The organism is Legionella jamestowniensis (genome assembly GCF_001467745.1).
In the GTDB taxonomy this organism is placed as follows: Bacteria; Pseudomonadota; Gammaproteobacteria; order Legionellales; family Legionellaceae; genus Tatlockia; species Tatlockia jamestowniensis.
Window position 1 is genome coordinate 1,346,321 of sequence record NZ_LNYG01000013.1, and the last position, 25,373, is coordinate 1,371,693.

Genomic DNA, 25,373 nt, shown 5'->3' on the forward strand with positions numbered 1-25,373 from the left:
TTATTTCTTATAGGCAACTACTGTGGGAAACAGTTTCGCCTTATCGTAAAAAAATTCCATGTTGATAAAGCCTGCAGCATTTAATAGCTTTCTTGTTTGTTCCGTGGAGCGATAACACTGAAATTTTACCTTTAAAATATCAACAAACAGGGTTCGCTGTAACTGTAAATCATATGAGTTAATCACAGACATGTCCCATTCGCATTGTTCAGTGAGTACCGGGGGAGGGGTCAAAAAACTGGTTACCAGCTTTCCTCCGGGTTTTAAAGCCTGATAAAACCCTTCAAACAAGGCTAAAACTCGCTCTTCATCTGGTTCATAGATAGTCAGGCCATTACTAGAAATAAGATCAAACTCCTCTTGAATCCCTAGATGCCAGGCATCGGCATGATGCAACTCAAGTGGATGTACTACTTTCAGTTTTCCAGCCAGCCTATAAGCATCGGCAAACGTTTCGCGATCATAATCGAAGCCTAACAGACGAATATTTTTACATTGCTGTAATTGTAAATAAAGTAACTCGCTCATTGTGCCACAAGGAATACACGCTAGTGTTGCCCCTTCTCCCACTGCTTTCTGGTTTTCACGAAGAAAAATCTCAAAGCGTTCTTGGGTAGCTACTATGATGGGTGCCTTATCAAGCAAAAATGTTTCTAGTGGAGAAAAAGGCTCTTCACGATTATTTTTACCGGTTTTTCGCCCGTGAAAAGGATGGGTGGTTATGTAATGAGTCCAATAACCATTAATACCTTGGTTTTGGATGAGGAAACGCCCGAAGTCAAACTGTTGTAATTGATGGAGTAAATCGAGGTGCTGTCCTAATGCCTCAGGTGATTCGATGTCCTTTTTTAAGCGTGCCGCTATATTGTTTACACATAATTCCAAGGATTTTTTGTCTTGGGCATGAGAAATTAAGTGTGGGTTATCCTGTGTCGGCATGACATTTCCAATGGCGGTTATGGTTGAACAAATAAGCTGCGAATGGAATCGGGGATAGTAACCGATTTATTTTCTATATAGTTAACCCAAACAATTTTACTGGTTCCCTGCGTCATTAACACCTCATTTTGATAAATTTCATGATCCATCATGATACTGGAATTTCCAAGACTATGGACACTGCTTACCAAAGTTAATGTGGCTGGGTAAACAATAGGCTTTAGAAAAGTACAAGCGACATGAATGACCACAGGACCAATTTGTTGTTTCATATCTAAATGAAGGCTTTCTAACCATTCAATGCGTGATTGTTGGAAATAATCAAAATAGCGCCCATTATTAACATGGCCCAAGGCGTCCATATCGCCCCACTCAATAGGAAAAGTTCGTTGATGCACAGCTATTTTATGATTGGTCATGATAAATCCATAGGGTCGACGTCCACATTCCAACGGACATGATTATTCAGTTTTGTTATTGTCAGCCACTCCCTGAGTTGCGTCAATCTAGTTTGCAGAATTTTACGGGAAGAAGATTTTAGCAGTAACTGCATACGGTGTTGATTTGCTTTACGGGCAAGGGGGGCCGGAGCAGGGCCTAAGGTAATGATTCCCTGCATTAGCAGTTGTTCCTTTAAAGTATGCAGGAAGGCAAGCACTTTACTGGCGGATTTATCTTGTGCACGGATGAGTGCTAAAAAATGATAGGGGGGTAATTCAGCGTGCTGTCTTGCATCCAGAAGTGCTTGCGCAAACGCATCATAACCTTGTTGAATCAGCTTGCTTAGCAAAGGATGGTGGGGGAAATGAGTTTGAATAACCACCTGCCCTGGATGTTCGGCTCGCCCTGCACGCCCGGCTACCTGGGTTAATAATTGTCCCAAACGCTCCAGCGCACGGAAATCCTGGTTATAAAAACCCGCATCGGTATCGAGTATGACTACCAAGGTTAAATTTGGAAAATGATGTCCTTTAGCCAACATTTGAGTGCCAACAATTAATTGGGCATCGCCACGATGAATACTGTCCAAGTAATTTTCCAGCGCGTTCTTTTTCTGTACTTCATCGCGATCAATACGTAATAGCTTGGTATCTGGGAATTGTTGGTTTAAATAATCATAGATACGTTGCGTCCCCGCGCCTATAGGAATTAATTCTTTATTATGGCAAGCCTTACACTGTGAAGGGATGGCTTCCGTGCGACCACAATGATGACAGACCAAACGGCCAAGTTGGCGGTGTAAGGTCAAGTGGCTATCACAGGTTTTGCAATCCGCAATAAAGCCGCAATGGTGGCACAATAATACGGGAGCAAAGCCACGGCGGTTGATAAAGACCATCACTTGATTATCCTGTTGCAGATGCTGTGTAATGAGTTGTAACGTTTGTGGGGCTAAACCTTGCTGCAAAGGGGCATTACGCAGATCAACGATCTGATAATGCAAGGGTGTGCTACTTAAGGCTTTTTGCTGTAAACGTAGCAAAGTGTACTTGTTTTGGATGCAGTTATACAAACTTTCAAGACTGGGGGTGGCTGAGCCCAGGATGATCGGTATATTGGCCATATAAGCTCGCATCAAAGCAGTATCGCGCGCGGAATAGCGTACTCCTTCCATCTGCTTCAACGAGCTATCATGCTCTTCATCGATAACAATCAAACCTAAAGCGGGCATTGGGGTAAATATTGCCGTGCGCGTTCCAATTACCAGTTTTGCCAAATTGTCATGAGCCAACTGCCAGGCAAATTGGCGTTCTGTTTCGTTTAAATTGGAGTGGATAACCACCATTGGCTCGTTAAAGCGTGCTGTAAAACGAGAAAGCAGTTGAGGTGTTAAACCGATTTCAGGGACAAGCACAAGAACCTGCTTCCCTTGTGATAAAACTTCAGTAATGGTTTGTAAATAGACTTCCGTTTTACCGCTACCCGTAACCCCCTGTAATAAAAAACAGTGGTACCCGTTTAATCTGGCAATCATTGTTTGCACCGCTAATTGCTGTTCTTCATTCAAGATTAGCGGTTTATCTTTAGCTTTTTCTTCATGCAAAGGAAGAACGACTTCCTGCTTTTTTACGAGCAGATGTAAAGCGTACAAATTATTTATTTGCGCTTGGGTGAAACCTTCCCGTAAGATTTTTTTCCTACTGACAGGCTTATCCTGTTGGTGAAGAAAATCAAGAAGCGCGCGCTTCTTATAGGCTTTTGCACCAATGACTTCATAAGCGTCCGGTATAGGTTTGGCCAAATAAAAATAATCCTCAGTAGGCAGTTGGCAAGGATTACCCAAACGATAGTTTTTGGGCAAAGCCAGCGGTATAACTTCAGATAAAGGCGATTGGTAATAGGTACAAACCCACTGGCATAAATCAAGGATGGAGGGTGTTAATAAAGGGGTTTCATCAACAATTGCGGCAATGGATTTAAGTTTACCGTGAGGTTCTACAGGGTGTTCGCCAATGACAAACCCCAGACGTGTTTGCTGGCGAAAAGGGACCCAAACACGAGTACCAGGGAAAAGTGGCGAAGCACTGAGATAGTCAAAAAAATCGCGCGAAGTATGAGGAATGCAAACTTTATAAACCTTGTCCATGCCTGTTTTCATTGTAAATCAAGCTATTGCTGATTCACGTGGGCGCTGCCACTCATGGCTTGCAGATTGTCCAGGTGCAGAGAAGACTTTTACCACGACCTTTTCAATGCGGTGTTTGTCAAGTTCTACGGGGTCGCTAATCAACTCTTGCACAAACCAGCGTGAGAGCTCTTCAACAGTAATATTAGTTACTGGCATGAGGGTAACGTCTTCTTTTAAGAACGGAATTTTTTTGTGGTTAAATGTGAAGTAGTAGTATTCCTCATCTTCGGCAAACTGCAGGAAAGGAGAAAATTGCGGCATTAAAAATGTTTGATTCAAATAACGGCAAAGTTTATGAATGCGCTCTTTGTAATAGCGATAATCGAAGGTCAAACCATTTTCTTCAACCCAGGTAGTCAGTGCCAAATAGACGCCATACATATGTCCATGAAGAGGTTCTCTTTCTGTTGCAGAAAAAATAGTAGTGTGGCCTGCGGAAAACTTCATGGATTCTTTTTGCAGTTCTACTGTGGTCAAATATTTTTTCATCATAAACTCGCTCGTTTGTCCTGCAGTTGAAAGCCATGTAAAGGCATGTCAATATTTTTGCTTAAGCCAATGACTTTGAATAGCTCGCCCATCTCGCTAGGCTGAATGAGTTGTTTTACAGCCTGACTGGCTTGAACGCGATGAAATTCATCGTTAAGTTCACCTAGCAAGCTTAACAAACCATTTGCTAGCAAAAAAGAGGCTTGGTTAGTATAGCCGGCAATATGAAACCCAGCGCGGGAGCCTGCTTCGGCAATATGAGTAAAATCAACATGGGCGGTAATGTCTTGTTCTCCCACATGAATAAAAGGATTACGGTGTGCCAGATGGCGATGATGGCACATTAAAGTCCCGGTGTTACGATCGGGATGGTAATATTCATGCCGCGGAAAGCCATAGTCAATGAGAAACATAACACCTTGTTCAAGCATTAATGCACATTGTTTAATCCAGTCATCAACAAAGAGATTTGCTTCAGATTGATAAGGGTGTAGCTCGTGAGGAAAGACTTCCTCAATATATTTAAGCAAGCGCTGATTTTGGCAAGGTTTAAAAATCTCTGTTAATTGCATTTGCTCATCTAATATCACATAACTTTCTAATAAACCTTCTTCGGTGTGTAAAAAACGATGTACAGGCATGGCATCGAGTACTTCATTGGCAATCACGATACCTTTAAACGGTTTTTCAGGCCAGCGATCAAGCCAGGTAATGCGTGGAAACAAATGAGGTATTTTTTCCCGGATAAATGACTGTTGACGTTGTTTTAAGTCACTGCTTACTTCAAGGATTAAATATTGATGGGGGAGGCAGTTTAAGCGTTCGAGTTGTTGCAAAAGAGCAACACAGAGCTTGCCAGAGCCGGCACCAAACTCAAATAAAATCGGCTCATTAATTTGTGAAAGAATTTGTTGGCATTGGTTGGCAACCGTATATCCAAACAGGGGTGTTAATTCAGGGGCCGTGATAAAATCGCCCTGGCTGCCGAATTTTTGCAAGCCGGCACTATAATACCCGTAAAAAGGGTTATATAACGCTTGTTGCATAAAATCAACGAAAGGTAGTGCGCCTTTTTGTTGAATTTGTTCACGTATTAGAGAAAATAAGCTCATAATTAATTACTAAAAAATGGGGAATACCTTGACTCAAGCCAATAAACAAGCAGTAAAAGTGGCCTTAGTGACCGGTGCTGCAAGGAGGATTGGAGCCGCTATCGTTTCCAAATTACATGAAGCGAATTTTAAAGTAGTTATTCATTGTCATCAATCTTTAGATGATGCACAAAAACTTGCTGCTTTACTTAATAAACATCGTCAAGACAGCGCTCTTGTCATTTCGCAGAATTTAAATCAATCAGAAGCGTCCAATAAACTGATTACTGCAACCCTTAATTGGGGAATGCGTCTGGATTTACTGGTAAATAATGCTTCTGTTTTCAGCCGAACCAATCTGGCAAAACAGGATGAGAAAAGCTTTAACGAATTGTTTGACACCAATGTCAAAGTACCGTTTTTTTTAAGTCTTGAAGCATTTCCCCATTTGGCGACTTACCAAGGGGCGATTATAAATTTAACGGATATCCATGCGGAAAGGCCGCTTAAAGACTATGCGGTGTACAGCCAAAGTAAAGCCGCGTTAGCGATGCAAACCAAAGCGTTGGCCAAGGAGTTTGCGCCTAATGTGCGTGTGAACGCGATAGCTCCTGGGGCAATTGCATGGCCAGAGCATGACAATAGCCTGTCGTTGGAAATTCAACAAAAAATTATTGAGCAAACCTTATTGAAACGTCATGGTCATCCTGAGTTTATTGCCCAAGCAGTTTTAGCATTGGCAGAAAACCCTTTCATCACGGGGCAAATTTTAAATGTTGATGGCGGTCGCAGTATTTCCTAAGTAAGTCCCCATTAAGCCATAGTAGCCCTTGCACAATCGCTTCTACCATTACCTGGCACTATCGTAGCCCAGCTGCTTACAGCCGGGAGACTTCTATTTTGCTGCGCTAGCTAACTTAGTTTTAGAATTTGCAAAAGCATATCATGATAGGTTGACGGGTTCATAATTTAGGGTGGCGATTATCCCGGTTGCAAGCAACCGGGCTACTGCTATTCCTTCATATTTCTCAATGGATACCAGCGTGCCCGGGAGATTATTCCTCCCTCCGTATCTCAATGGATACAAGTGTAGCCCGGCTGCTTGCAGCCGGGAGCCTTAAGTTGACGTCCAATTTTAATAGGATAGTTCGACAGCCTATGCACAGTTTTATCCACAGAATTTGTGGATAAAAAAAATTAAACCAAATAGGGTAAAAATAGCTTTTTAGGCCAAGTGCAGCTTAATATGAGCAAGTTTAGAAGACAGGAGGGATGAGGAAAAAGAAAGAATGAAAAATAAAGTTATCCACAGCAAGGAAGGTGAGAATAATTTCAATTGGGTCTGTCATCATACCCAAATAAATTTTAAAAAAATAGTCTTGACACATAAAAAATTGTAAAAACAATTTTGGGAGGACTTTTATTCAATAAATTCCATAATTTTCAAGGAAGACTCAATATCTGATAATGTACTTAGTTTGTAAAACGCTTGAAGCTGTTCTTGGCTAACTTTGTGTTTAAAATAATAGCGGAATAAGGATTTACTCTGAAGCACTGCTTTGTAGTCATTTTCCAGGCGGGCAAGTCCTAGCAAATGTTGCATAAACAATGCCCTATGTGCTTCATCCTCGACCTTGGCGTTTGAATCATGCAATAAATTTTCATAGAGCCAAGGGTGACCGGTACCTGCCCGACTTACCATATACGCATCACAACCGCTGGCAGTAATGGCATTTAAAAGTGATTGTCGATTAGTAATATCACCGTTAGCAATAACAGGAATAGACACAGCGTGTTTAATTCGTTTTATTTGAGCAAAATTGCAGGGCTTAGCATAATCTTCTGTCCAATGTCGCCCATGCACAATAACTGCATCGGCACCCGCTTGTTCTATTTTTTTGGCTAAAATCAAATCCTCTTCTTTTTCTGAAAGGCGAATTTTTACAGTTAATGGAATACGTAGCCTTGGTCGCATAGTAGCTATAATATTAATGAGCAGTGAGGGGTTATCGAGTAACGCGCTTCCCGCCCCTTTTTTTCGAATCTTATTTTTAGGGCAGCCACAATTAATATCAATTAAATCAGCTCCATGTTGTTGCAACTGTACGGCAGCATCGGCCATGGTGGAGGGTTCATTACCGGCAATTTGATAGCAAAGCAAGCCTTCTTGGGGCGAACGAAAAAGATAACGTGAATTAGGTTTATGTTTGTATAATACATCGTGGGCAGAAATCATTTCACTGACACAAAAGGCAGGAGGTTTAAAGTTCATAAACAATTCACGAAATGGCGCGCAGCTGAAACCTGCCAATGGCCCTTGAATTAAACGAGTTGGCAATTGTAGTGAACCAATAGTTAGAGGACTATTTAAAAAGCGTTGCATAACAAATAAAAACGTCAAAGAGGACTATATTATACCTCAAATGTAGGGATGTAGTTTTTAATATTTAGTGTTGAAGAGAGTTATACATGGATAAAAAAAATCTTTCTCCTCTGGAGTTACTTAAAATAGCAACAGAGCATGCTTATTGTGCGCAACATTTATTGCATAACAATGGCGAAGTGGCTGGAATGGGCCATGAAAGCAGCGATGCATTAACAGCCGTTGCTTCATTAATGTATACAGCATTTGAATTAACATTAAAGGCCTATCTTTTACATGAACATAAAAAAATAAATCAGCCTCAACGGCTCATGGAGTTGGTGGAGTTAAATAGTGATCTGGAATTGCCGGGCCAAGACCGTCAAATTATTAAAAATTTGGCGAGATCGCAAGCTTTTCGAAGAGGCTATGATTACGAGCTTTGGGAAGACAGACAACAGTTCCATGTTTTTTGCACACAATTACTTGCTGTTTATGAACGTTTACAACAGGTAATGCCTCTAGAGTTACATCCGAGCTATCAGCCTGGGTAAGACAGGATATATATTATTGGTGATTTTGAAATCGTCTAAGGCGTCCCAACGAATTAATTTAAAGCTATTGATAATAGGTGGGCTCAATGCCGACCTATTTGTCATTCATGCATTTAATTCAAGGTTTTTATTAAATTATCTCATTTAGTGCAAAAAATCTTCAACTCTTAAGAAAACATTAAGGTTCTCATGGCATTATTCAGTATTGATAAAGATTCTAATCACTTCGGACAAAAATATATCATGACTAAATCTGTAGAAAATAAATCTAAGAAAGGTGTAATTACTGTAGCAAATAAAAGCATAACAAAATCCTATGATAAAATTCATACCTTGGGTAAAGGGGCTTGGGGAAAAGTGGTTAAGGCAAGGAATTCACAAACAGGGACTATCAAAGCAATTAAAGTACAAAAAATAGATACTGATAAAAAAGATAGTGCTGAACTAGAAGTCGATATTCAAAGAGAGGCGTCAGTCGGTATACATTTAGGGTATACGGAGAGCCTTTTTTTTCAACCGAGCAAAAAAAGAGAAAGCTTAACCAAGGCTATTATGGTCAATGAGTTTTGTCCGGGTATGAACATGGATGAACTAATTAAAGAAAGGAAGTATAGTGGCCAAGAATTTCTGGTAATCATGCGCGGTATGTTTCAAGAAATCTATCGACTACATCAAGCGGGTGTGATTCATGGCGATGTGAAACCAGCCAATTTTATTGCAAACAAAGATTTAACAGTAAAAGCAGTTGATTATGGTTTCGCTGCGAGGGATGGAGTAGATAGCTTGGAAACCCGGGGTACGCCTCGTTACTCCGCACAAGAACTTTTAAATGGGCGTCCAATTAGTCAAAGTGCAGATATTTATTCTACAGGAATTATTGCGCTGGCTGGATTAGGTCTTGTTAGAGAGGAGCCGGTTGTTCTATCGGGGAAATCTATAGTAAGACTCCTGCCTAATCAGGAAAATATGGAGAAGAATTTAGCTAAAGTGTGTCCGCATTTAAATGCTAAACAAATTGATGTATTAACTAACCTTCTTAAAAAAATGACCAAACAAAGTCTTAGTCTAAGACTTAAGCCTGATGAATTTAGTGAAATGCTGGAAACTTACGATAAAGAAATATTAAAAATTCCGCCGGTACCAGCAGTAGTAAAAAATGTTGCCGTGATGATTAATGATCTCATCGTCATGCTAGAAGATAGAATTAAAGTTGCAAAACCTTTGGAAAAAGAAGCCATTGAAAAAGCGTTAGGCATGCATGAAGAGTATACTGCAGTACATTTAAAACAACCGAAAACTCTATGTGCTTTAAAAGCCAAAATCGCACAGGCAAATGAAAATACTTGCCAGGATTTTAACTTTGCCCGGCAAATTATGGGTGACTTGCGTGATATTATCAGCGAAAAAATTCCTGCTAATAAATTTACTGCTCCTACGATCACTCGAATACTGGATACGCTCATCCGACTAATTAATCGCTTTCTGCCGGTTAAACCTTGGGCTCATTTAAGTGTAGAAGGTTCAGTGAGTGTGGCTCAAGAAGAGGTGGAAAAGAAGATTCAGAACAATTTCCAATCATAAATAAAGGCTACTGGCTAATGGGTGAGAACAACTAATTTATCATCCTTAGCCCACTCCAATTTCAGCTCGCAATTAGCAAGTTCTTTATTATCAATCGGATAAAGAATTCGATTCGGCATGAAAAAAAAGCTTAAAGGCATTGTGACTTGATAAGCTGGTTCGGGCGGGTTGATGACACAAATGGACCAGTTATTATTGTTTATCTGCTTCACCTGCGCCTCAATTAAAGCCTGAAGCTCATAGAGTTGGTGCGGTTGGTAAAATTTTCTGACTCTCTCTATCTTCCCGCCCACCAAAAGGGCAACAGCAACAACGACCACCATTAGCGAAGCAGGCTTTGATAAACTATCCCATACTGCTAATTTTGCTGCATCAACAACTGCAAAAATAAGCAAGCAAAGCCAGGGTAGAAAAAGCATATTAAAATAACGATGAAACCCTAAAATTTCTTTGTTTTCATGGCCAACGGCAAAAACAATGGCTTGCAGGCAATACAACATCAGTAAATATAAAACAGCAAACAGGGTAAAAACAATCATTGTCCTATTGAGTCTGACTTTATCAATGCCCTCGCTTTTTAAAGACCGATGCCAAAGTCCCGCTATGAATAAATAAAGGAATAGATAAGGTATTTTAATCAGATAATCAAAACTGGCGAACAATATTTCCTTGACATATAGTTGTTGTACTTGGTGATAGTCAGAATTGAAAGGGTTAAGTGCCGCAGCGGCAGTTTTTAACGAAATCCCTTGGGAAAAACTGTGAAAATCATAACTGTTTACATGAAATTTCCACAGAAATTTTGTCAATAAAACGGCAATCAATATACCCAGACAATGGAGCAAAATTTTGCGATTGTGTGATTCGACCAAAGCTAATAAGACTAAAGAAAGTAGGGAAAAGGCAAGGCCTATTTCTTTAATAATGGAAAGAAAGAGGATGGGTAAAACTATCGACACGGGATGCTCTTTCTTATAAATCAACCAGGTAATTGCCAATAAATAAGCAGCGACATAAGCATCAACTTCCATGCGGGCAAAAATAGTACCATAGGCTAGCGTAAACAGAATTAGCCAAAGGCTTAAACGAACTATCGAGCGGGCAAGCGTTTTGGGCTCAAAAAATACCATCATGGCTGAAATAAGGATTAGCCCTTGCGCAAAATAGCCTAACAGCTGGGAGTATTGGTGAGCCAAGGTATAAAGCAAATAATGGAAACTGGCCATTCCTGGAATATAGGTGAGAAAGCTCGGATTAATGTAATTGGCATTGTCTGGTAATGCATGAAAGACGAACAAATACTTACTAATAGTGCCCCAATAGGAATAATCGTCGATACTTCTGAATTTAAGGCCATAGGCGATGGAAAAGCATAAACCGCATAAAATCAGGTAGGCCAACGTGGTAAGGATAAATTGTTTGTGCTGTGAATTTTTTAGGAGATAACGTAGATAAAGTGTAAAAAGGAGAGCGCCACACCCAAGTAATATCATACTTGCCAGCTGCGGAACCACTCCTAAAAAGCTGTAAAACATTACTAAGCCTGAAAAACTGCTTGCGTTTAACAAACCTACTGATAAATTACAGTTTAATAAGCGTGTAAAGAAATAACCCCAGCCAATTAAGATAAAACAGAATAATGTACAAAACAGCAGTACCATAGATTATCCTCTGCCAGGTTAAGTTTGCGTTATGAAAGATTGAACTCTTGCATAAAATTTGCTAGCTTAGCCCTGCTAATTTTGCTAACTATTGATGCGAAAAAGTGACTTATGATCCACTGAGTTCAATAAAAAGTAAATAGAATGAGGGTCTATTGCCGCGCTGCGCGTTAAATACTCTTGTTTTTTTCGTTCCGCGGTTTATCAGCGGAATCCAGTTATACTGCAAGATTTTGGATCCCGCGAACAGGTCGCAGGACGTAGAAAAACAAGACAAATTAATCGTTAAGATTTTATTTCAAGCGTAGATCCGAAGTATTAAACGAAGTCATTTTCCCATAGACCTTCATGAACCAGGAAGTCCTGTTTATGTCATCCATAAAATATCCAGTTTTAATTATTCCAGCCTATAATCCCGATGACAGGCTTATTTCATTATTAAAAGAACATCGTGAGCTTTTTCCAGAGCAACAATGCATTATTGTGAATGATGGTTCTGAGGTGGGCTTCTTAAACGTGTTTAAACAGTTGGAAACAAGCGGTTATATTGTTTTGCATCATCAGCAAAATCAAGGTAAGGGGGCAGCGCTGAGGACGGCGATGAATTATTACTTGGCTGTTTTTTCTGATAAGGCACCTGGGGTCGTTACTGCAGACGCGGATGGACAACATAGTGTTCAGGATATCATCCATCTTAGCCAACGTTTTTCTGCGGATTCTTCCAGGCTATATTTAGGTATACGTCAAATCGCGAAAGCGAATATCCCATTGCGAAGCCGATTTGGTAATATACTCACCAAATTTCTGTTTAATTTAATTACGCGCAGCCGCATTAAAGATACTCAGACAGGGCTTCGGGGAGTTCCCAATCAGTTAATCCGAAGCCTGGTAATGACTTCAACCAAACGCTATGAGTTTGAATTTGAAATGTTTTTTATTGCAAAAAAATTTCGTGTATCGATAGAGCAATTACCCATCGAAACAATTTACATTGATAATAACAAAGGCTCTCATTTTAATCCTTTACTGGACTCACTTAGAATTTATTTTATTTTTTTGCGCTTTTGCTCCGTGGCTATTTTTTCCTTTTTACTCGATTTCAGCATGTTTTCGCTTATTTATTTCGTAAGCCAACATGCTGCTTTAGCCGTATTTGGTGCACGCCTTATTTCTGCCCCGGTGAATTTTATTTTAAATAAAAATCTTTCATTTAAATCCCATAAAAGCCTGTTAGTTTCAGCTTTCCAGTATTTTATTCTAGTAGCAATAATGAGTGCGTCTTCGTTTTATGTAATGAATTTCATTCATTACACCGGTTTAAGTATTTATATCAGCAAAATCATCGCTGAATTTCTAATATTTATGGCGAATTTTCTTATTCAATATCTGGTAATTTTTACCAAGCGTTCCAATTTAATTAGCCTTAGTGCCTAATCGAGAGCTAGGTCATGTATGTAATTTTTTGAATATAAAGCCTGCTATGCTCGAGCAGGCAGAGCCACCATTCATCAAAACTAATCATTGTGCATAACAATCGAGAGACTTTGGATTAAAAACGGTGAAGTAGCTTTTTTAACCACGCTTGCAGGGACAATTTGGAGAGTAAAGTCAATGGTGAGAGAAAGTTCTGGAATGTTAAAAGACTGCTTGACTTGCCAGCATGGAGACACACTACAATTATTACTTTCTATCACCGCGGGAGTGGTTCGGATTTGAGGATGTAGCGTCAGTTTTTCTTCATTAATCTGCACCCTTTTGTCAAGAAAGAATAAATGCATTGGCCCCCATGCTTCAGGAAGAAAATTTTTTTGGACTTCTTCAATATCTGCAGGCGTGTCCCTATAACTAGCTGAGAGGGTATCCATTAATACCTGTTGTGCCCAATTTCCCACCTTGGTAGTAGTATCATCAGCATAAGTGCTGGATAGGAAGAAGAAGAGTAAAAGAGCAGTTATTTTGCTACGCATGGTTAAATCCCTTTTTTAATTGGAATGCTATCTAGATATATAAGTTAGAATATAACTAAATTCCAAGTAAAAATAGCTAATGAAATGAAACCGAACTCAATTTAGGGTGGCGAATTATCCCGGTTGCAAGCAACCGGGCTACATGTTTTATCGCCTTTATATTGCTTAATATGCATAACAAGCGTAGCCCGGCTGCTTGCAGCCGGGAGGCTTCGATGTTGCTGAGCATGACAGGCTGGCCGAACTCATAATTTAGGATGGCAAATTATCCCGGTTACAAGCAACCGGCTACTATCGGCTTTGCAAGCCTTCACTTAGGCTACATTCAATTAATGTGCCTCGTCCCAATCATGGCCAATACCAATTGACACTTGCAATGGTACGGATAATTTTGCGGCATGTTCCATTAATTCACGAATAGTATGGGTTGTTGCATCAATATGATCTTGATGGACTTCAAAAATTAACTCATCATGGACTTGCATAATCATTCTGGAATAAGGGTGCTGTTGTTGTTCTTGCCATTTGGCAATAGCAATCATTGCTTTTTTGATAATGTCTGCAGCAGTTCCTTGCATAGGCGCATTGATGGCCATTCGCTCGGCTGCTTTTTGGCGAACCATATTGCGTGTATTAATTTCTGGTAAATGCAGACGGCGGCCAAACAAGGTTTCAACATAGCCTTGTTGATGCGCTTGCTTTCGTGTACGTTCCATATACTCAAGCACACTTGGATAGCGCTTAAAATAAGAGTCCATATAATTTTGGGCATCTTGCCGCTCAATTCCAAGTTGCTTTGACAAGCCAAAGGCTGACATGCCATATATTAACCCGAAGTTGATGGCTTTGGAGCGGCGGCGTTGTTCATGGGTGACTTCCTCTAAAGGCACTTGAAAAATTTCACTGGCCGTGGCTGCATGAATATCCCAGCCCATAGTAAATGCCTTTAGTAAATTCTCATCTTGCGACAGATGCGCCATGATTCGTAGTTCAATTTGTGAATAATCGGCTGCCACCAACACATGTCCAGGAGGGGCAATAAAGGCTTTACGAATTAAACGACCCTCTTCATTACGAATGGGTATATTTTGCAAATTAGGCTCACTTGATGATAAACGGCCTGTGGCAGCCACGGCTTGGTTATAACAGGTATGAACGCGGTGGGTAATGGGATTAATGCATTTAGGCAGGGCATCAATATACGTGCTTACTAATTTACTTAAGCTGCGGTATTCAAGAATTACCGCGGGTAGACGGTAATCAAAGGCCAGTTCTTGCAAAACGGATTCGGCCGTTGATGGCTGCCCCGTTGGTGTTTTACTAAAGGCAGGTAGCTTCAGTTTCTCGAAAAGAATTTCTTGTAACTGCTTGGGGGAGTTTAAATTAAAAGGGGCACCTGCAAGTTCGAGGGCTTCCCGCTCAAGTTCTACCATGCGTAATTTTAAACGTTCGCCATGTTTCGCCAGGGTTTCCTCATCAATCAATACCCCTGTCAATTCCATTTCGGCAAGCACAGTTAGCAAGGGAATCTCTATTTCTTGCAATACCCTTTTAAGGGACTCATCAAGCATGGGATAAAGTTTATGATGCAATTTAAAGCTACCGTCTGCCGCACCTGCAGCATAGGGGGCTGCCTGAGCAACAGGAATTTGATCAAACGCCTGTTGTTTGGCTCCTTTGCCAGCTACATCGTCATAGGTGATGGTTTTATGTCCTAGATATTTTAAGGCAAGTGAGTCTCTATCGTGCTTGCTTGCATTGCTGTTGAGGACGTAGGACTCAAGCATAATGTCAAAGGCTATCCCTTTTAAATGAATGCCATGTTTTTTTAAAACATTGTAATCATATTTTAAGTTGTGACCTATCTTGTCGATGTGTGAATTTTCAAGAATGGGTTTTAATGCGGTTAATACTTGCTCGCGTGCCAGTTGTGTGCTGCCATCTTGATGCGCAAAGGGAAGATAAAGAGGTTTATCTTCATCCAAGATAAGCCCAATTCCTACGATGGCTGCATCCAGGGAGTTTTTGTTATCCGTTTCGATATTAAGGCAAAATTGTTGGCAAGCCTTAAGCTTTGCTAGCAACTCATTTAAGTGTTCTTCTGTGTTAATAACTGAAAAATGAACAGGGAGGAGCGGTGCCAGGCCCGCACTGGCATTTTCTGCTTCTTCTTCGCCTAAAAGCTCTTTTAACCAGGTTTTAAATTCCATGTCGCGTGTTAGTGCGATAAGCTGTTCGCGATTCGCTTTTTTAATGGTTAAATCGCTTAGGGTGACAGATAAGGATACATCAGTTTTAATAGTAACCAAACGTTTCGATAGCGGTAAATGTGCCAAACTCTCGCGTAAGTATTCGCCAATTTTGCCACTAATATTGTTGGCATTGGCTAACAAATTATCCAGGGTTTGGTACTCAAGCAACCATTTAGCTGCTGTTTTTGGACCGCATTTCGTAACGCCAGGGATGTTATCAACGCTGTCACCAATTAAAGTGAGATAATCAATTATTTGACAGGGCTCAACACCAAATTTGTTTTTGACACCTTCTACATTGAGTACTTGACTGGTCATTGTATTCACAAGCGTGACATGCTCATTGACTAACTGCGCCATGTCTTTATCGCTAGTTGAAATCAAAACCGATTGACCTTGGGCGGTTGCCCAATGGGCAATAGTGCCAATAACGTCATCAGCCTCAACACCCTCGATGGTTAAAATAGGTAAACCCATGGCTTCCAATAAAGTTATCAATGGTTGAAACTGGCAATGTAAATCATCAGGCATTGGTGCGCGGTGGGCTTTGTACTCGGGGTACCAATCATCTCTGAATGTTTTGCCCTTGGCATCGAAAATCACAGCGATTTGTTGAGGGTTATAGTCTTTAATCAAGCGTTTGACCATGTTGGCCACCCCATACACGGCACCGGTAGGCTGTCCCTTGGACGTAGTCAGGGGGGGAAGCGCATGGAATGCACGGAAAAAATAGGATGAACCATCAATTAAAATCAGGGGTGCGGCCATTAGTCTGTCTCTTGTTGTGCTAGACGCTGACTGAGCTTTTCAACTCTGTCGCTTAAATTCTTTAAATTTTTACGCATCAGTGGAATACGTGTTACGGCTAATTCCTGCTCAATTGCTTTATCCCTTGGCCTGGCAGGACTACCTAAGTAAACATTTCCTTGTTTAAGATGCTTTTTAGGTGGTACACCGGCACGTGCGCCTAAGATAACACCATCGTCAATGCGCACATGATCGCTAACGCCAACGTTTGCTGCAAAAACCACATGATTTCCACTCGTGGTGCTCCCTGCAATCCCAGTAAAGGCACACAGGATGTTATGTTTACCAAGTTTTACAGAATGAGCCACTTGCACCAGATTATCTATTTTCGTACCGGCACCCACAACGGTGGAGCCTAACGTTGCTCTATCAACTACCGTATTGGCACCAATTTCCACATCATCTTCGATAATGACATTTCCTATATGAGGAACCTTTAAATGTTGATTATCAATAAAAGTATAGCCAAAACCATCCGAACCGATGACTGATGAAGCGTGAATGGCAACTCGTGCTCCAATCTGACAATCATTATAAATAGTAACATGAGGGTGGATGGTGGTATCTGGGCCAATTGTTACATTGTCACCAATATAGGTGTGACTTTTTATTACACAGTTATCACCAATCTGGACTCCGGCTTCAATGGTTACATAAGGGCCTATAGTGATGTTTTGTCCTAGGAGAGCATCCTCAGCAATAATAGCGGTAGGATGAATGCCCGCAGGTGTTTTTTTGGTTGGATGGAAATGGTTCAATAGCTGGATAAAGGCTTTAAAAGGGTGTGCTACCTGAATCACTGGTTTTATGGTACTTGTGATTGAATGACTTACCAGAATAGCGGCGGCGGCAGAATTTTCAGCAAGACTGACATTGTCACTGCCTTCTGCAAAAACCAGGGAGCCCTCAATAATATTATCAATAGGTGCCAATGAAGAGATTTGAATTTTTTTATCACCAAGTATGACGCCGTCAACTAAACTGGCAATCTCATAGAGAGAAGCATTCATGAATGTACCTTATAATCGTGCAAAATAGGACGATTATAGCGCGATGCTGCTTCAGTTGTGAATCTTTATCCCATCCTATAGGATAAAGACCTCTAATTGTGGAACTTAACATGTTTTATTCTTATCCACGTACCGTGCTTTATGCATGGCATGCATACGCTCTTATAGTTCAATCCAGTGTTGGATTTCCGTGAATGTACGCATTTTTGTTAATAGTATTTACTCAGCGCGTCGTAACAGTAATGCCGCATTTGCACCACCAAAGGCAAAATGATTAGATAACGCGATATCAATTTGCTGTTTGCGGCCTTTATTCGCTACATAATCCAAATCACAGGCAGGGTCAGGCTCTTCAAGATTAATGGTGGGCAGTAAAAAATCATGTTGCAAACTTAAAACAGTGGCAATAATTTCCATTGCTCCAGCTGCCCCGATGGCATGTCCAGTCATCGCTTTTTGTGCGGTTATGGGTATCTCATAAGCACGCTTACCGAATACGGTTTTTATAGTTTCTGTTTCTGTAATGTCATTTAATTGAGTCCCTGTACCGTGAGCATTGATATATTGGACATCACTTACGGCCAGTTTAGCCTCATCTAAGGCAGCGTGAATGGCACGCACTTGACCTTGTGTGTTAGGGGCTGTGACATGGTGGGCATCACAACTGGCACCAAAGCCAATAATTTCTGCGTATATTTTTGCCCCCCGCGCTTTTGCATGTTGCAAATCTTCAAGGATTAGAACACCAGCACCATCTGCCATTACCAGGCCATCACGATTTTTATCAAAGGGGCGACAGGCTAATTTCGGATTCTCATTTTGTGTCGACATAACACGTAATTTACACCATGCCGCCATGATAGTTTCCCATAATAAGGATTCAGTACCTCCACAGACTGCTAAGGGCAACTGGCCATTGGCAATTTGTTGATAGGCATAGCCGATAGCTTCAGCAGAGGAGACACAGGCATTGGAGATAGTGGAATTGGGTCCTCCAAGACCAAAAGCGATGGCGATATGATTGGCAACGGAGTTAGGCATGCCGCGAATCACACTGAGTGGCGGTATTTTTTTCCAGCTTTGTGTAAAAAATGTGTTGAAAGCGGGTTCAAGCTCCGGTGTACCGCCGAGGCTTGTGCCAATATACGTCCCTGCTTTCCTAAGCTCTTCTGAGGAAAGTCCTGCTCGCTCAATGGCATGATGAGCACAATACAGGGCATATTGTGCAACGCGTGGGAAGCGGTTTGACTTATCAAAACTTGGTAAGTGCGCCAAAGACAGCGTAACTTCCCCACCAATTTGTGTGGGGTAGGGCGAAGGGTCATAGGCTTTAATACGACTTATGCCACACTCTCCATTTGATGCTGCTTGCCAGAAGGCCTCAAGCCCATTGCCGATGGAAGAAACAATTTCCATCCCAGTGATGACAACCCTTTTTTTCATTCCTTCCCCTCTGGCGCGTTCCAGTCGCAATAAAAAGCAAAATACTAAAGCCTTTAGAAATTCTGTCAAGTTGTATTCAAAGTTTTATACATCCATCTTGTCTTTGCCACAAATCAGCATTTCATCATTCTCAAGCAGGTAATTATAAATCTTTACTATTAATTCACGAGAGTGATCATTATCGTTATTGGTGGCACTGTTAAATAAGGTGGTAATAATGACCCGATTACAGGGAACATACATATAAACTGCCCTGTAACCTAAGGTTTTTCCTTCATAAAACCAATAACGACCGATTCTTGCATCATAACCCTGGGAAATTCCAAGGCCAAAACCATAGGGGTTTTGCGCAGTAGTAGCAGAAATGGGTAATCCTGAGGCGGTGGAAATGAGGCGTTGCATTTTTTCTTGTTGTGCTTTGGTCAATAGTTTATTGTCAATGAATAAATGTTCAATCCAATGAATAACATCTTCGCTATTAGCGACTATAGCACCTGCAGCACCGGCCCAACTTAAATTATTTTCCGTCACATCCTGACCTAGTAATTCTGGATTATCGTACACATTGTAGGAATAACCTCGAACCAAGCGTGATAACACATTGGCTGGATAATCAGGTATTGGATAAAAGGTATTTTTTAAATGGAGTGGCTTGATAATCTTGTCAACGATCAGTGTTTGGAATGGCGTGTTATAAGCCTTGCTCACTATCTTATCCATCAAAACATAGCCTGTGTTGCTGTAAAAAAAACCAGGCTTTCGAGGTGGATTAAATTCTTTTGAATAAACCAGATTAAGTAATTCATCCTGGCTCCAATATTGACCTAGATTTTTACTGAAAAAATAATTAAGTTTGGGGGTGTCGGAATAATTGGGAAGTCCGCTACTCATATCCAGTAAACTGGTCAAATAGACGTCTCCCCAGTGTGGATATTCCGGTAAATAATTGCTGAGCGTCGCTGCCAGCTTAAGCTTACTGTCGCTTTCGGCAAGAAGGACAAGGGCTGCCGTAAAGGATTTGGTAATACTACCTACATTAAAAAGAGAGTGGGCATCGATAGCAGGGCTGTCTGGTTTTTTATCGCGATGCCCCACGGTGTAGGTTGATAATTGATCCTTGGCTTTAATGGAGGCTTGAATGGCAGTAAAAGCTTCCATAGCACCATATTTTTGCAAATGTTCTTGCAAAAATTGTTGAACTGCCTGATCCCTGGACTCTGTTGATTCATGTGGCGTTGAGGCTGAGGCGAGCGTGGTAAAAATCAGACAAGTAAAAAACAGTGCTTTCATAAATTCCTTTTACTGATAAATATGCCTAACAAATAAACAATAGGCATTTACATCCTATAACTAAACTAACATGAAGAGAAGTACAATCGCAATCATTAGGTTAGGGTTAAGTATTTCCTTCCTGCTTTACGCAGCAGGAGGGGATACGAGACGGATTTGATCGTTTCCTTCATTGTCTTCAACAGGTTGTTTCAGCCATTGATTAGTAAACTCAGTCTCACGGGCAGTTTTAGCCTGGCTAAAGAAAAAGGAGCTTCCGGCGAGCAGTCGTCCAGCACCAATGAAAAGTCCTATAATACTTACTACCATGATGACATCAGCAATAAGACGTTTCGTATCATGACGATGGGCAAACTGCTGGTGGGCCACTTGAAGAATAGCGCTCGCTTGTTCTTTAACGGGTGCATCGGATAAGCGAATCTTTACCGCCTCTTTATAAAAATTATCCAATGAATCTGTATAGGCTTGACCAAATTGGTTATTTTTATTTAAGGCCAGCTTGTCATCATGAAATTGTTTGAGGGCTAACAAGTCGGCAGCAACACTGGCAGAAAGCGTCTCTTTCCTGTCAGAAGAAACCGCTTCCCAAAGTGTTCTATCGGTTAAAATTAACTTAAACTTTTCTTTCACAGGCTCTTGGAGAAATGAAGCTAATAGTTGTTGTTTCTTGAAATAAACTGGCAATTGTTGATAAGCGGTTATTAATTGTGAAAAGGAGGATGCCTTATCGCTTATTTTTTCAGCTGCCTCGAATTTATCAAGGTTACTGGAAAAAATTGCTATTAGAGTGTTGATTCTATCAACTTCTAGTTTAGCTGCCTTATAGGTCTGCTGATGGTGTTCCTTCAAATTAGAAGGCAAAACCTCATAAGCTTCTGATAATCCAAGATAGGCGTCAAGTTTATTTTCCGTCCTTTCAAATAAAGCGAGTTTTTGTACATACTCATTGTTTGCTACCATTTGTTGCACTGTAGTCTCTGCTCGCTTATATTTTTCTTGCTCTGATTCTTGCAAATAAGGAGGTAACTTTTTATAGATTTCTTTTAGCGTCAGAAATGCTGCGGTTTGATCAGCGCCTATCTCAAACATGCTATAGGCAACATCAAACTCTTCTAAAAGCTCGCGGTGTTCTTGTAATTCTTTTTCGGCTACTTTCAGGTTTTCAGCGAGGGCTATTTGAAAAGATGGAGGCAATTCCTCTGTTGCTTGCTGTAATATTTTTAAAATTAATTCTTTTTGCTCTAGCGCAGTTGCTTCTTTAAAGGCTTCTTCCTGTTCATAGAAAAAAACCAAACTTTCCCGCAATATATTCAATCTTGCAAGTTTAGTAGAAATATCGTCTTCCCTGGCCTTAAATTTACTTTCATTCTCAGCAATGGCATGACTCATTCTCTGCCATAAAGCATTGTTGTTGATTATACGAAACAATAAAGGACTTTCTGAAGCATTTAACTCCTCTAGACAAATAGTAGCGAGTTGCACTCCACTTAATTCGTTTAATTCTTTATCATCAATAGGATAGAAAAAATTGCTGCCAAACGTGAAAGATTCTCCTGAGGTTAAAGAGGCAAACAAAGGCATAAGGGCTTCTCTTCTTTTATTAAAGGCACAGACAGCATCGGATAAGCCTTGTAAAACATCTTGCATGCCTTCTTTGTATTTATGTTTAATGTCTTTCGGGCTAAGTTTAGTTTTACTTGATTGAATCTCTTCTGTTACGAGGCGGTGACAATGTTGTGCTGCCTTCAAAAACCCTATAATCTGATTTCCTGCAGAGGCTACATCTTCCAGTTTTTTCCATACAGGGTTTTCTTTACTGTATTGACGTGCAGGTTCTTCATAGGGTTTAAAACGATAAGTACCTAGCGTTTGCGGGTCTATTATTGACAGGCGGCGCAAAATCGTGCTTTCCCGATAGTAGGGAACAAAAGCGTGTCCATTTTGTAATTCAGCTTCATCACTATTATTATAAGGAACCAAACCGTTTTTATTGTTAGACGAGTGGTGTTGCCATAAATTAAAAACTTCTGCTTGTTGGGCAGACAATTCAATGTAGTGATTGTATTGCTTAACAAGCTGTTGCAAATCGATGCTACTAAAATCAATCCAGAGGGCTTGTTCCAAGTTTAGTGTATCATTATCATTGACATAATTCGTTAAATTTTCAACAAACTCAGAAAAGACAGTTTTATCATTGATATCGTTAGAAAGGTCAATTGCAGAGGTGAAATGTACGCTTTGATAGAGATCAACTTCTTTTGCATGATGTAGGGAAACTTGCTCTTTCAATTTCATAATCCGTCCCAGCCGGTGCTTTAAAACTCTGGCGAATTCATCAGCTGCTTCAGAGTAATTACCCTCTTTTCCGAAGGTTGTATGTTCAAAAGCAGGAATCGCAAGGTATTGTGCCAGTGCTCTGTGCGTTTGTGAATCCAGTAAATCTCCTGGGATCTTTCGAAAGGCACTGGTTACCACATCCAATAAAAAAGTTGCCACGCTACCGGATTTAGAGGCTTTTTCAGCTTTTTCATGAGCAGCTTTTGCTAAAAGCTGCTTTTCTTTGCTAAGCGCTTCCATGGCAAGTTGTGCTTCTTTACTTGCTTCATTAAATTCTTTAGAGCGTTCGTTAGCCTTTGCTATTTCCTCATCTAACTGTACTTTTTCTTTCTCGATTTCCTGTATTAAATGGCTTCCTTCTGTTTCTATTTTCTTTGCTAAAAGACTTCCCTTTTCGGCTATTGCAGTGAATAAGCCTGCAATATTGCGGTAATTTTGAATATAACCTTTTGTGTATTTTTTTAAATTAAAAAGACCTTCGTATTCTGCTGGGAAAAGGATGTCTTCTTCTTCATTATTGGCATTAAGAGCAAAAAAGCGAAAAGCATCACCCCAGTCAATACGACCAAATTGGGAAATAATCTGCTCAAGGGGATGGGAACTTTCAGGCTTTAAGCAAACCATATTGCCACTGTGAACACTATGGGCGCAAAATAACAGCGAAAACATGATGGACAATGATAATCCGAAGTATTCGCCATTTTGCGTAAGCGCTGGATAAGCCGAAGGACCGTTGACCATTTCCCAGAGGGGATCGCGATCAGAACCGTCTTTATAACCTGTTCCAATGATTTTAAATAATTCGATAAAGGCGACTTTAGGCTGGATGAGGGCGTAGGAGCCGTTGTCAAGTTGAATCAAGTCGGCAAAAATCAGTGACTTTTCAGAACCTTTAGGCAGTTTGCCCTCGGAGATTAAAACTTTAATGATGCGTTGGGTGAATTCTTGTAAAAAAAGACCCGCTAATAATTCGGTAAATAATTCTTTTTTATCTTCAGGTTGTTTAATGAAAAACTCTTCACCCGTCTCTTTAGCCCTATAAAAACCATCAACATCACTTTTATTTTTACCACCCGTTTTATCTCTATATTTTTCTAAAAAAAGACCTTTATACGTAGGCATGCCTAACTCGTTAAAATTGTAGTAATAGTGATATAATAATGTGCAAAAGTTAAGATAACATTAAGACCTTGGCTATTTTTTAATTTTGTTCGTTACCAAAATATTCTTGATATAAACTAACAAAAGCTCCATCTTGTTCAATATCCACAATTTGTTGATTAAGTTGCTGAATAATAGAGATGTTTTTAGGGGTGCTCATAATGCCTACCCCTAAGCCAACAGACATTGGCTTTCCTAGCATTTTAAATTGCCCCCCTCCATTCTGTTCCCAGTAATAAGCAGCTGATTCATGGACAAAGGCGGCGGCTATTGTTTGATTACGAAGTGCCGATACCAAATCTTCTATATCGTTGAAATCTTGAAATTTGAATACACCCGGATAATTTACATTGAGGAAATTTGAATACACATTTGACGCTTGTGCTCCTTTCATAACACCAATGGTTTGCTGAGCTAATTCATCGATGCTTGAAGCCTTATTGTCTTTTAAAACCAGAAATTCGCCTTTGCTTAGCATGTAAGGCAGGCTAAAAACATACTGTTGTTCTCTTGCTTTTGAAATGACAATACCACCGATTGCTATATCGATGACATCGTTATCCAGTGCGCTAAAGAGTTTATTAAAATCCATTGGAATTAATGTACAGTCAGTTTTCATTCTTTGACAAAGAAGATTAACGAACTCTATATCAAAACCTTCATTAACAGACATAACAAAAGGAGGATATAAAAATACAGTGCCGACTCTTATCGCAGAATGAGCAGAAAAAATAGTGCATGAAAAAAGGAGAAAGAAAAAAACTGCTTTAATTGTATACATTTTATCGTCCATTGATAAAAAATTGTTAACAGTTACTTCTCTTGCTATAAGTGTAGACGAGAATGGCTAAATTTTAACAATCAGATTGAAAAAACATGGTACATCTTTCAAAGCAAGTTCCAGGTGTTTATCAATGTTCGCAAAGGGATCATCCAATAATCACTGACATTGGCTGTTTTAAAGCCAAGTCGAATGTATAAATTGAGTGCATTTTGATTGGTGGTTTCTACATCGAGCATTAGCTTGCTCTTGCCTAAAGCCAGGGCCTGATTAATGCAATAAGACAGTAACTCCCCGCCCCAGCCTTGTCCTTGATGTTGTGGTAAAATAGCAATGTCAGAAAATATGGCTCCCTTGGGTTGCCAATGAATATGGGCTTTACCAACACCATCGTTGTTATGCAACGCTAACAGTAAGGTATAATTGCTGTCATTTAATAACAGGCTAAAACGGCTCATCATGTTTTCCTGTTGCCCTGAAAAACACGCCTCATCGATGGAACATAAGACGGGTATATCGTCTAAAATGGCTTTCCGTATTTGAAGCTTGGGATTGGCTATGAAAATTGGTTCATAACTTTTTCTCAGCATGTGATATTCACTATTCCGATAAATAAATGCTTGTTCTGTTAGCCAGTGAGAATTAATCGTTGTTGGGCTGGAAAAAATAAGCGTGTTCGTTTCTTTGGCTATTAACAGGGGTATGATAGTGGTCAGCAGTTGTTTAGCTATCCCTTGGCGGCGATGCGCAGGGGCTACAAGGAGACTTACTTCGCAAGCATCTTCATAAAAAAAATAAACACTCAAAAAACCCAGTAATTGATCGTCCTGGTAATAAAATACATTGTTCTCTGTGGGGCGCTTTTGTAGGAGAAGATGATTATAAAAACTGGGGATTCCTCCATCCTGCTCGCGACATAAAGCCGCTAGATCCTGAATCGCTTGTAATTGACTGTCGCTGACTTGATTGTTACAAATGATCATGATTTTTTCTTCTTAAATAAATTAAGTATTGCATAA

At 40.3% G+C, this 25,373-nt stretch carries 19 protein-coding genes; 4 read left to right on the top strand and 15 right to left on the bottom strand.

The features are described from left to right. The 5 genes from Ljam_RS10255 to Ljam_RS10275 are packed head-to-tail and all read right to left on the bottom strand — an operon-like array spanning nucleotide 1 to nucleotide 5,169. Nucleotides 1-939: an SAM-dependent methyltransferase gene (locus tag Ljam_RS10255; protein WP_058449934.1), complete on the bottom strand. Its 939-nt coding sequence runs from the start codon at nucleotides 937-939 to the stop codon at nucleotides 1-3. A 17-nt stretch (nucleotides 940-956) separates the two neighbouring features. After that, nucleotides 957-1,358 (bottom strand): acyl-CoA thioesterase, encoded by a 402-nt coding sequence (locus Ljam_RS10260; RefSeq protein WP_058449935.1) that lies wholly within the window; start codon nucleotides 1,356-1,358, stop codon nucleotides 957-959. Beyond that, the gene (locus Ljam_RS10265) at nucleotides 1,355-3,526 is read right to left on the bottom strand and encodes a primosomal protein N' (RefSeq protein WP_058450795.1); all 2,172 of its coding nucleotides are present in this window, start codon (nucleotides 3,524-3,526) and stop codon (nucleotides 1,355-1,357) included. Before Ljam_RS10265 ends, Ljam_RS10260 begins: the two co-directional genes overlap by 4 nt. A gap of 18 nt (nucleotides 3,527-3,544) precedes the next feature. Then, complete coding sequence (locus tag Ljam_RS10270) at nucleotides 3,545-4,057, bottom strand: 6-pyruvoyl trahydropterin synthase family protein (RefSeq protein ID WP_058450796.1); 513 nt, start codon at nucleotides 4,055-4,057, stop codon at nucleotides 3,545-3,547. After that, entirely contained in the window at nucleotides 4,057-5,169 is a 1,113-nt protein-coding gene (locus Ljam_RS10275) for a class I SAM-dependent methyltransferase (RefSeq protein WP_058449936.1), read from the bottom strand. Before Ljam_RS10275 ends, Ljam_RS10270 begins: the two co-directional genes overlap by 1 nt. Nucleotides 5,170-5,197: 28 nt before the next feature. Here Ljam_RS10275 and Ljam_RS10280 point away from each other — a divergent pair, with 28 nt between their 5' ends. Further along, on the top strand, nucleotides 5,198-5,950 hold the full coding sequence (locus Ljam_RS10280; protein ID WP_420795612.1) for a pteridine reductase: 753 nt from the start codon (nucleotides 5,198-5,200) through the stop codon (nucleotides 5,948-5,950). Between the two features lie 618 nt (nucleotides 5,951-6,568). Here Ljam_RS10280 and Ljam_RS10285 read toward each other — a convergent pair. Continuing rightward, entirely contained in the window at nucleotides 6,569-7,531 is a 963-nt protein-coding gene (locus tag Ljam_RS10285; RefSeq protein ID WP_058449938.1) for a tRNA dihydrouridine synthase, read from the bottom strand. Between the two features lie 86 nt (nucleotides 7,532-7,617). Between Ljam_RS10285 and Ljam_RS10290 the strand changes: the two genes are divergently transcribed. Then, the gene (locus Ljam_RS10290) at nucleotides 7,618-8,064 is read left to right on the top strand and encodes a hypothetical protein (protein WP_058449939.1); all 447 of its coding nucleotides are present in this window, start codon (nucleotides 7,618-7,620) and stop codon (nucleotides 8,062-8,064) included. Between the two features lie 189 nt (nucleotides 8,065-8,253). Further along, complete coding sequence (locus Ljam_RS10295; protein WP_058449940.1) at nucleotides 8,254-9,645, top strand: protein kinase domain-containing protein; 1,392 nt, start codon at nucleotides 8,254-8,256, stop codon at nucleotides 9,643-9,645. A gap of 14 nt (nucleotides 9,646-9,659) precedes the next feature. Here Ljam_RS10295 and Ljam_RS10300 read toward each other — a convergent pair whose 3' ends face one another. After that, nucleotides 9,660-11,306, bottom strand: a complete 1,647-nt coding sequence (locus tag Ljam_RS10300; protein WP_058449941.1) for a hypothetical protein — start codon at nucleotides 11,304-11,306, stop codon at nucleotides 9,660-9,662. Nucleotides 11,307-11,675: 369 nt separating this feature from the next. On the opposite strand from Ljam_RS10300, the gene Ljam_RS10305 reads away from it, so the two are divergent. After that, entirely contained in the window at nucleotides 11,676-12,740 is a 1,065-nt protein-coding gene (locus Ljam_RS10305) for a bifunctional glycosyltransferase family 2/GtrA family protein (protein WP_058449942.1), read from the top strand. 80 nt (nucleotides 12,741-12,820) lie between these two features. Here the strand turns inward: Ljam_RS10305 and Ljam_RS10310 are convergent, their stop codons facing one another. The 8 genes from Ljam_RS10310 to Ljam_RS10345 form a co-directional block, all read right to left on the bottom strand. Next, entirely contained in the window at nucleotides 12,821-13,273 is a 453-nt protein-coding gene (locus Ljam_RS10310; protein WP_058449943.1) for a hypothetical protein, read from the bottom strand. 329 nt (nucleotides 13,274-13,602) lie between these two features. Further along, the gene (gene polA, locus Ljam_RS10315; RefSeq protein ID WP_058449944.1) at nucleotides 13,603-16,293 is read right to left on the bottom strand and encodes a DNA polymerase I; all 2,691 of its coding nucleotides are present in this window, start codon (nucleotides 16,291-16,293) and stop codon (nucleotides 13,603-13,605) included. Continuing rightward, nucleotides 16,293-17,342, bottom strand: a complete 1,050-nt coding sequence (gene lpxD / locus Ljam_RS10320) for a UDP-3-O-(3-hydroxymyristoyl)glucosamine N-acyltransferase (protein WP_058449945.1) — start codon at nucleotides 17,340-17,342, stop codon at nucleotides 16,293-16,295. Before lpxD ends, polA begins: the two co-directional genes overlap by 1 nt. Before the next feature lie 219 nt (nucleotides 17,343-17,561). Continuing rightward, entirely contained in the window at nucleotides 17,562-18,785 is a 1,224-nt protein-coding gene (locus Ljam_RS10325) for a beta-ketoacyl-[acyl-carrier-protein] synthase family protein (RefSeq protein ID WP_058449946.1), read from the bottom strand. An 84-nt stretch (nucleotides 18,786-18,869) separates the two neighbouring features. Next, entirely contained in the window at nucleotides 18,870-20,075 is a 1,206-nt protein-coding gene (locus Ljam_RS10330) for a serine hydrolase domain-containing protein (RefSeq protein ID WP_058449947.1), read from the bottom strand. Between the two features lie 126 nt (nucleotides 20,076-20,201). Further along, complete coding sequence (locus Ljam_RS10335; RefSeq protein ID WP_058449948.1) at nucleotides 20,202-23,534, bottom strand: LepB GTPase-activating domain-containing protein; 3,333 nt, start codon at nucleotides 23,532-23,534, stop codon at nucleotides 20,202-20,204. A 79-nt stretch (nucleotides 23,535-23,613) separates the two neighbouring features. Next, nucleotides 23,614-24,354, bottom strand: coding sequence for a transporter substrate-binding domain-containing protein (locus Ljam_RS10340; RefSeq protein ID WP_058449949.1), 741 nt, complete (start codon nucleotides 24,352-24,354; stop codon nucleotides 23,614-23,616). A 107-nt stretch (nucleotides 24,355-24,461) separates the two neighbouring features. Further along, nucleotides 24,462-25,337, bottom strand: a complete 876-nt coding sequence (locus Ljam_RS10345) for a GNAT family N-acetyltransferase (protein ID WP_058449950.1) — start codon at nucleotides 25,335-25,337, stop codon at nucleotides 24,462-24,464. Nucleotides 25,338-25,373: the final 36 nt, after the last annotated feature.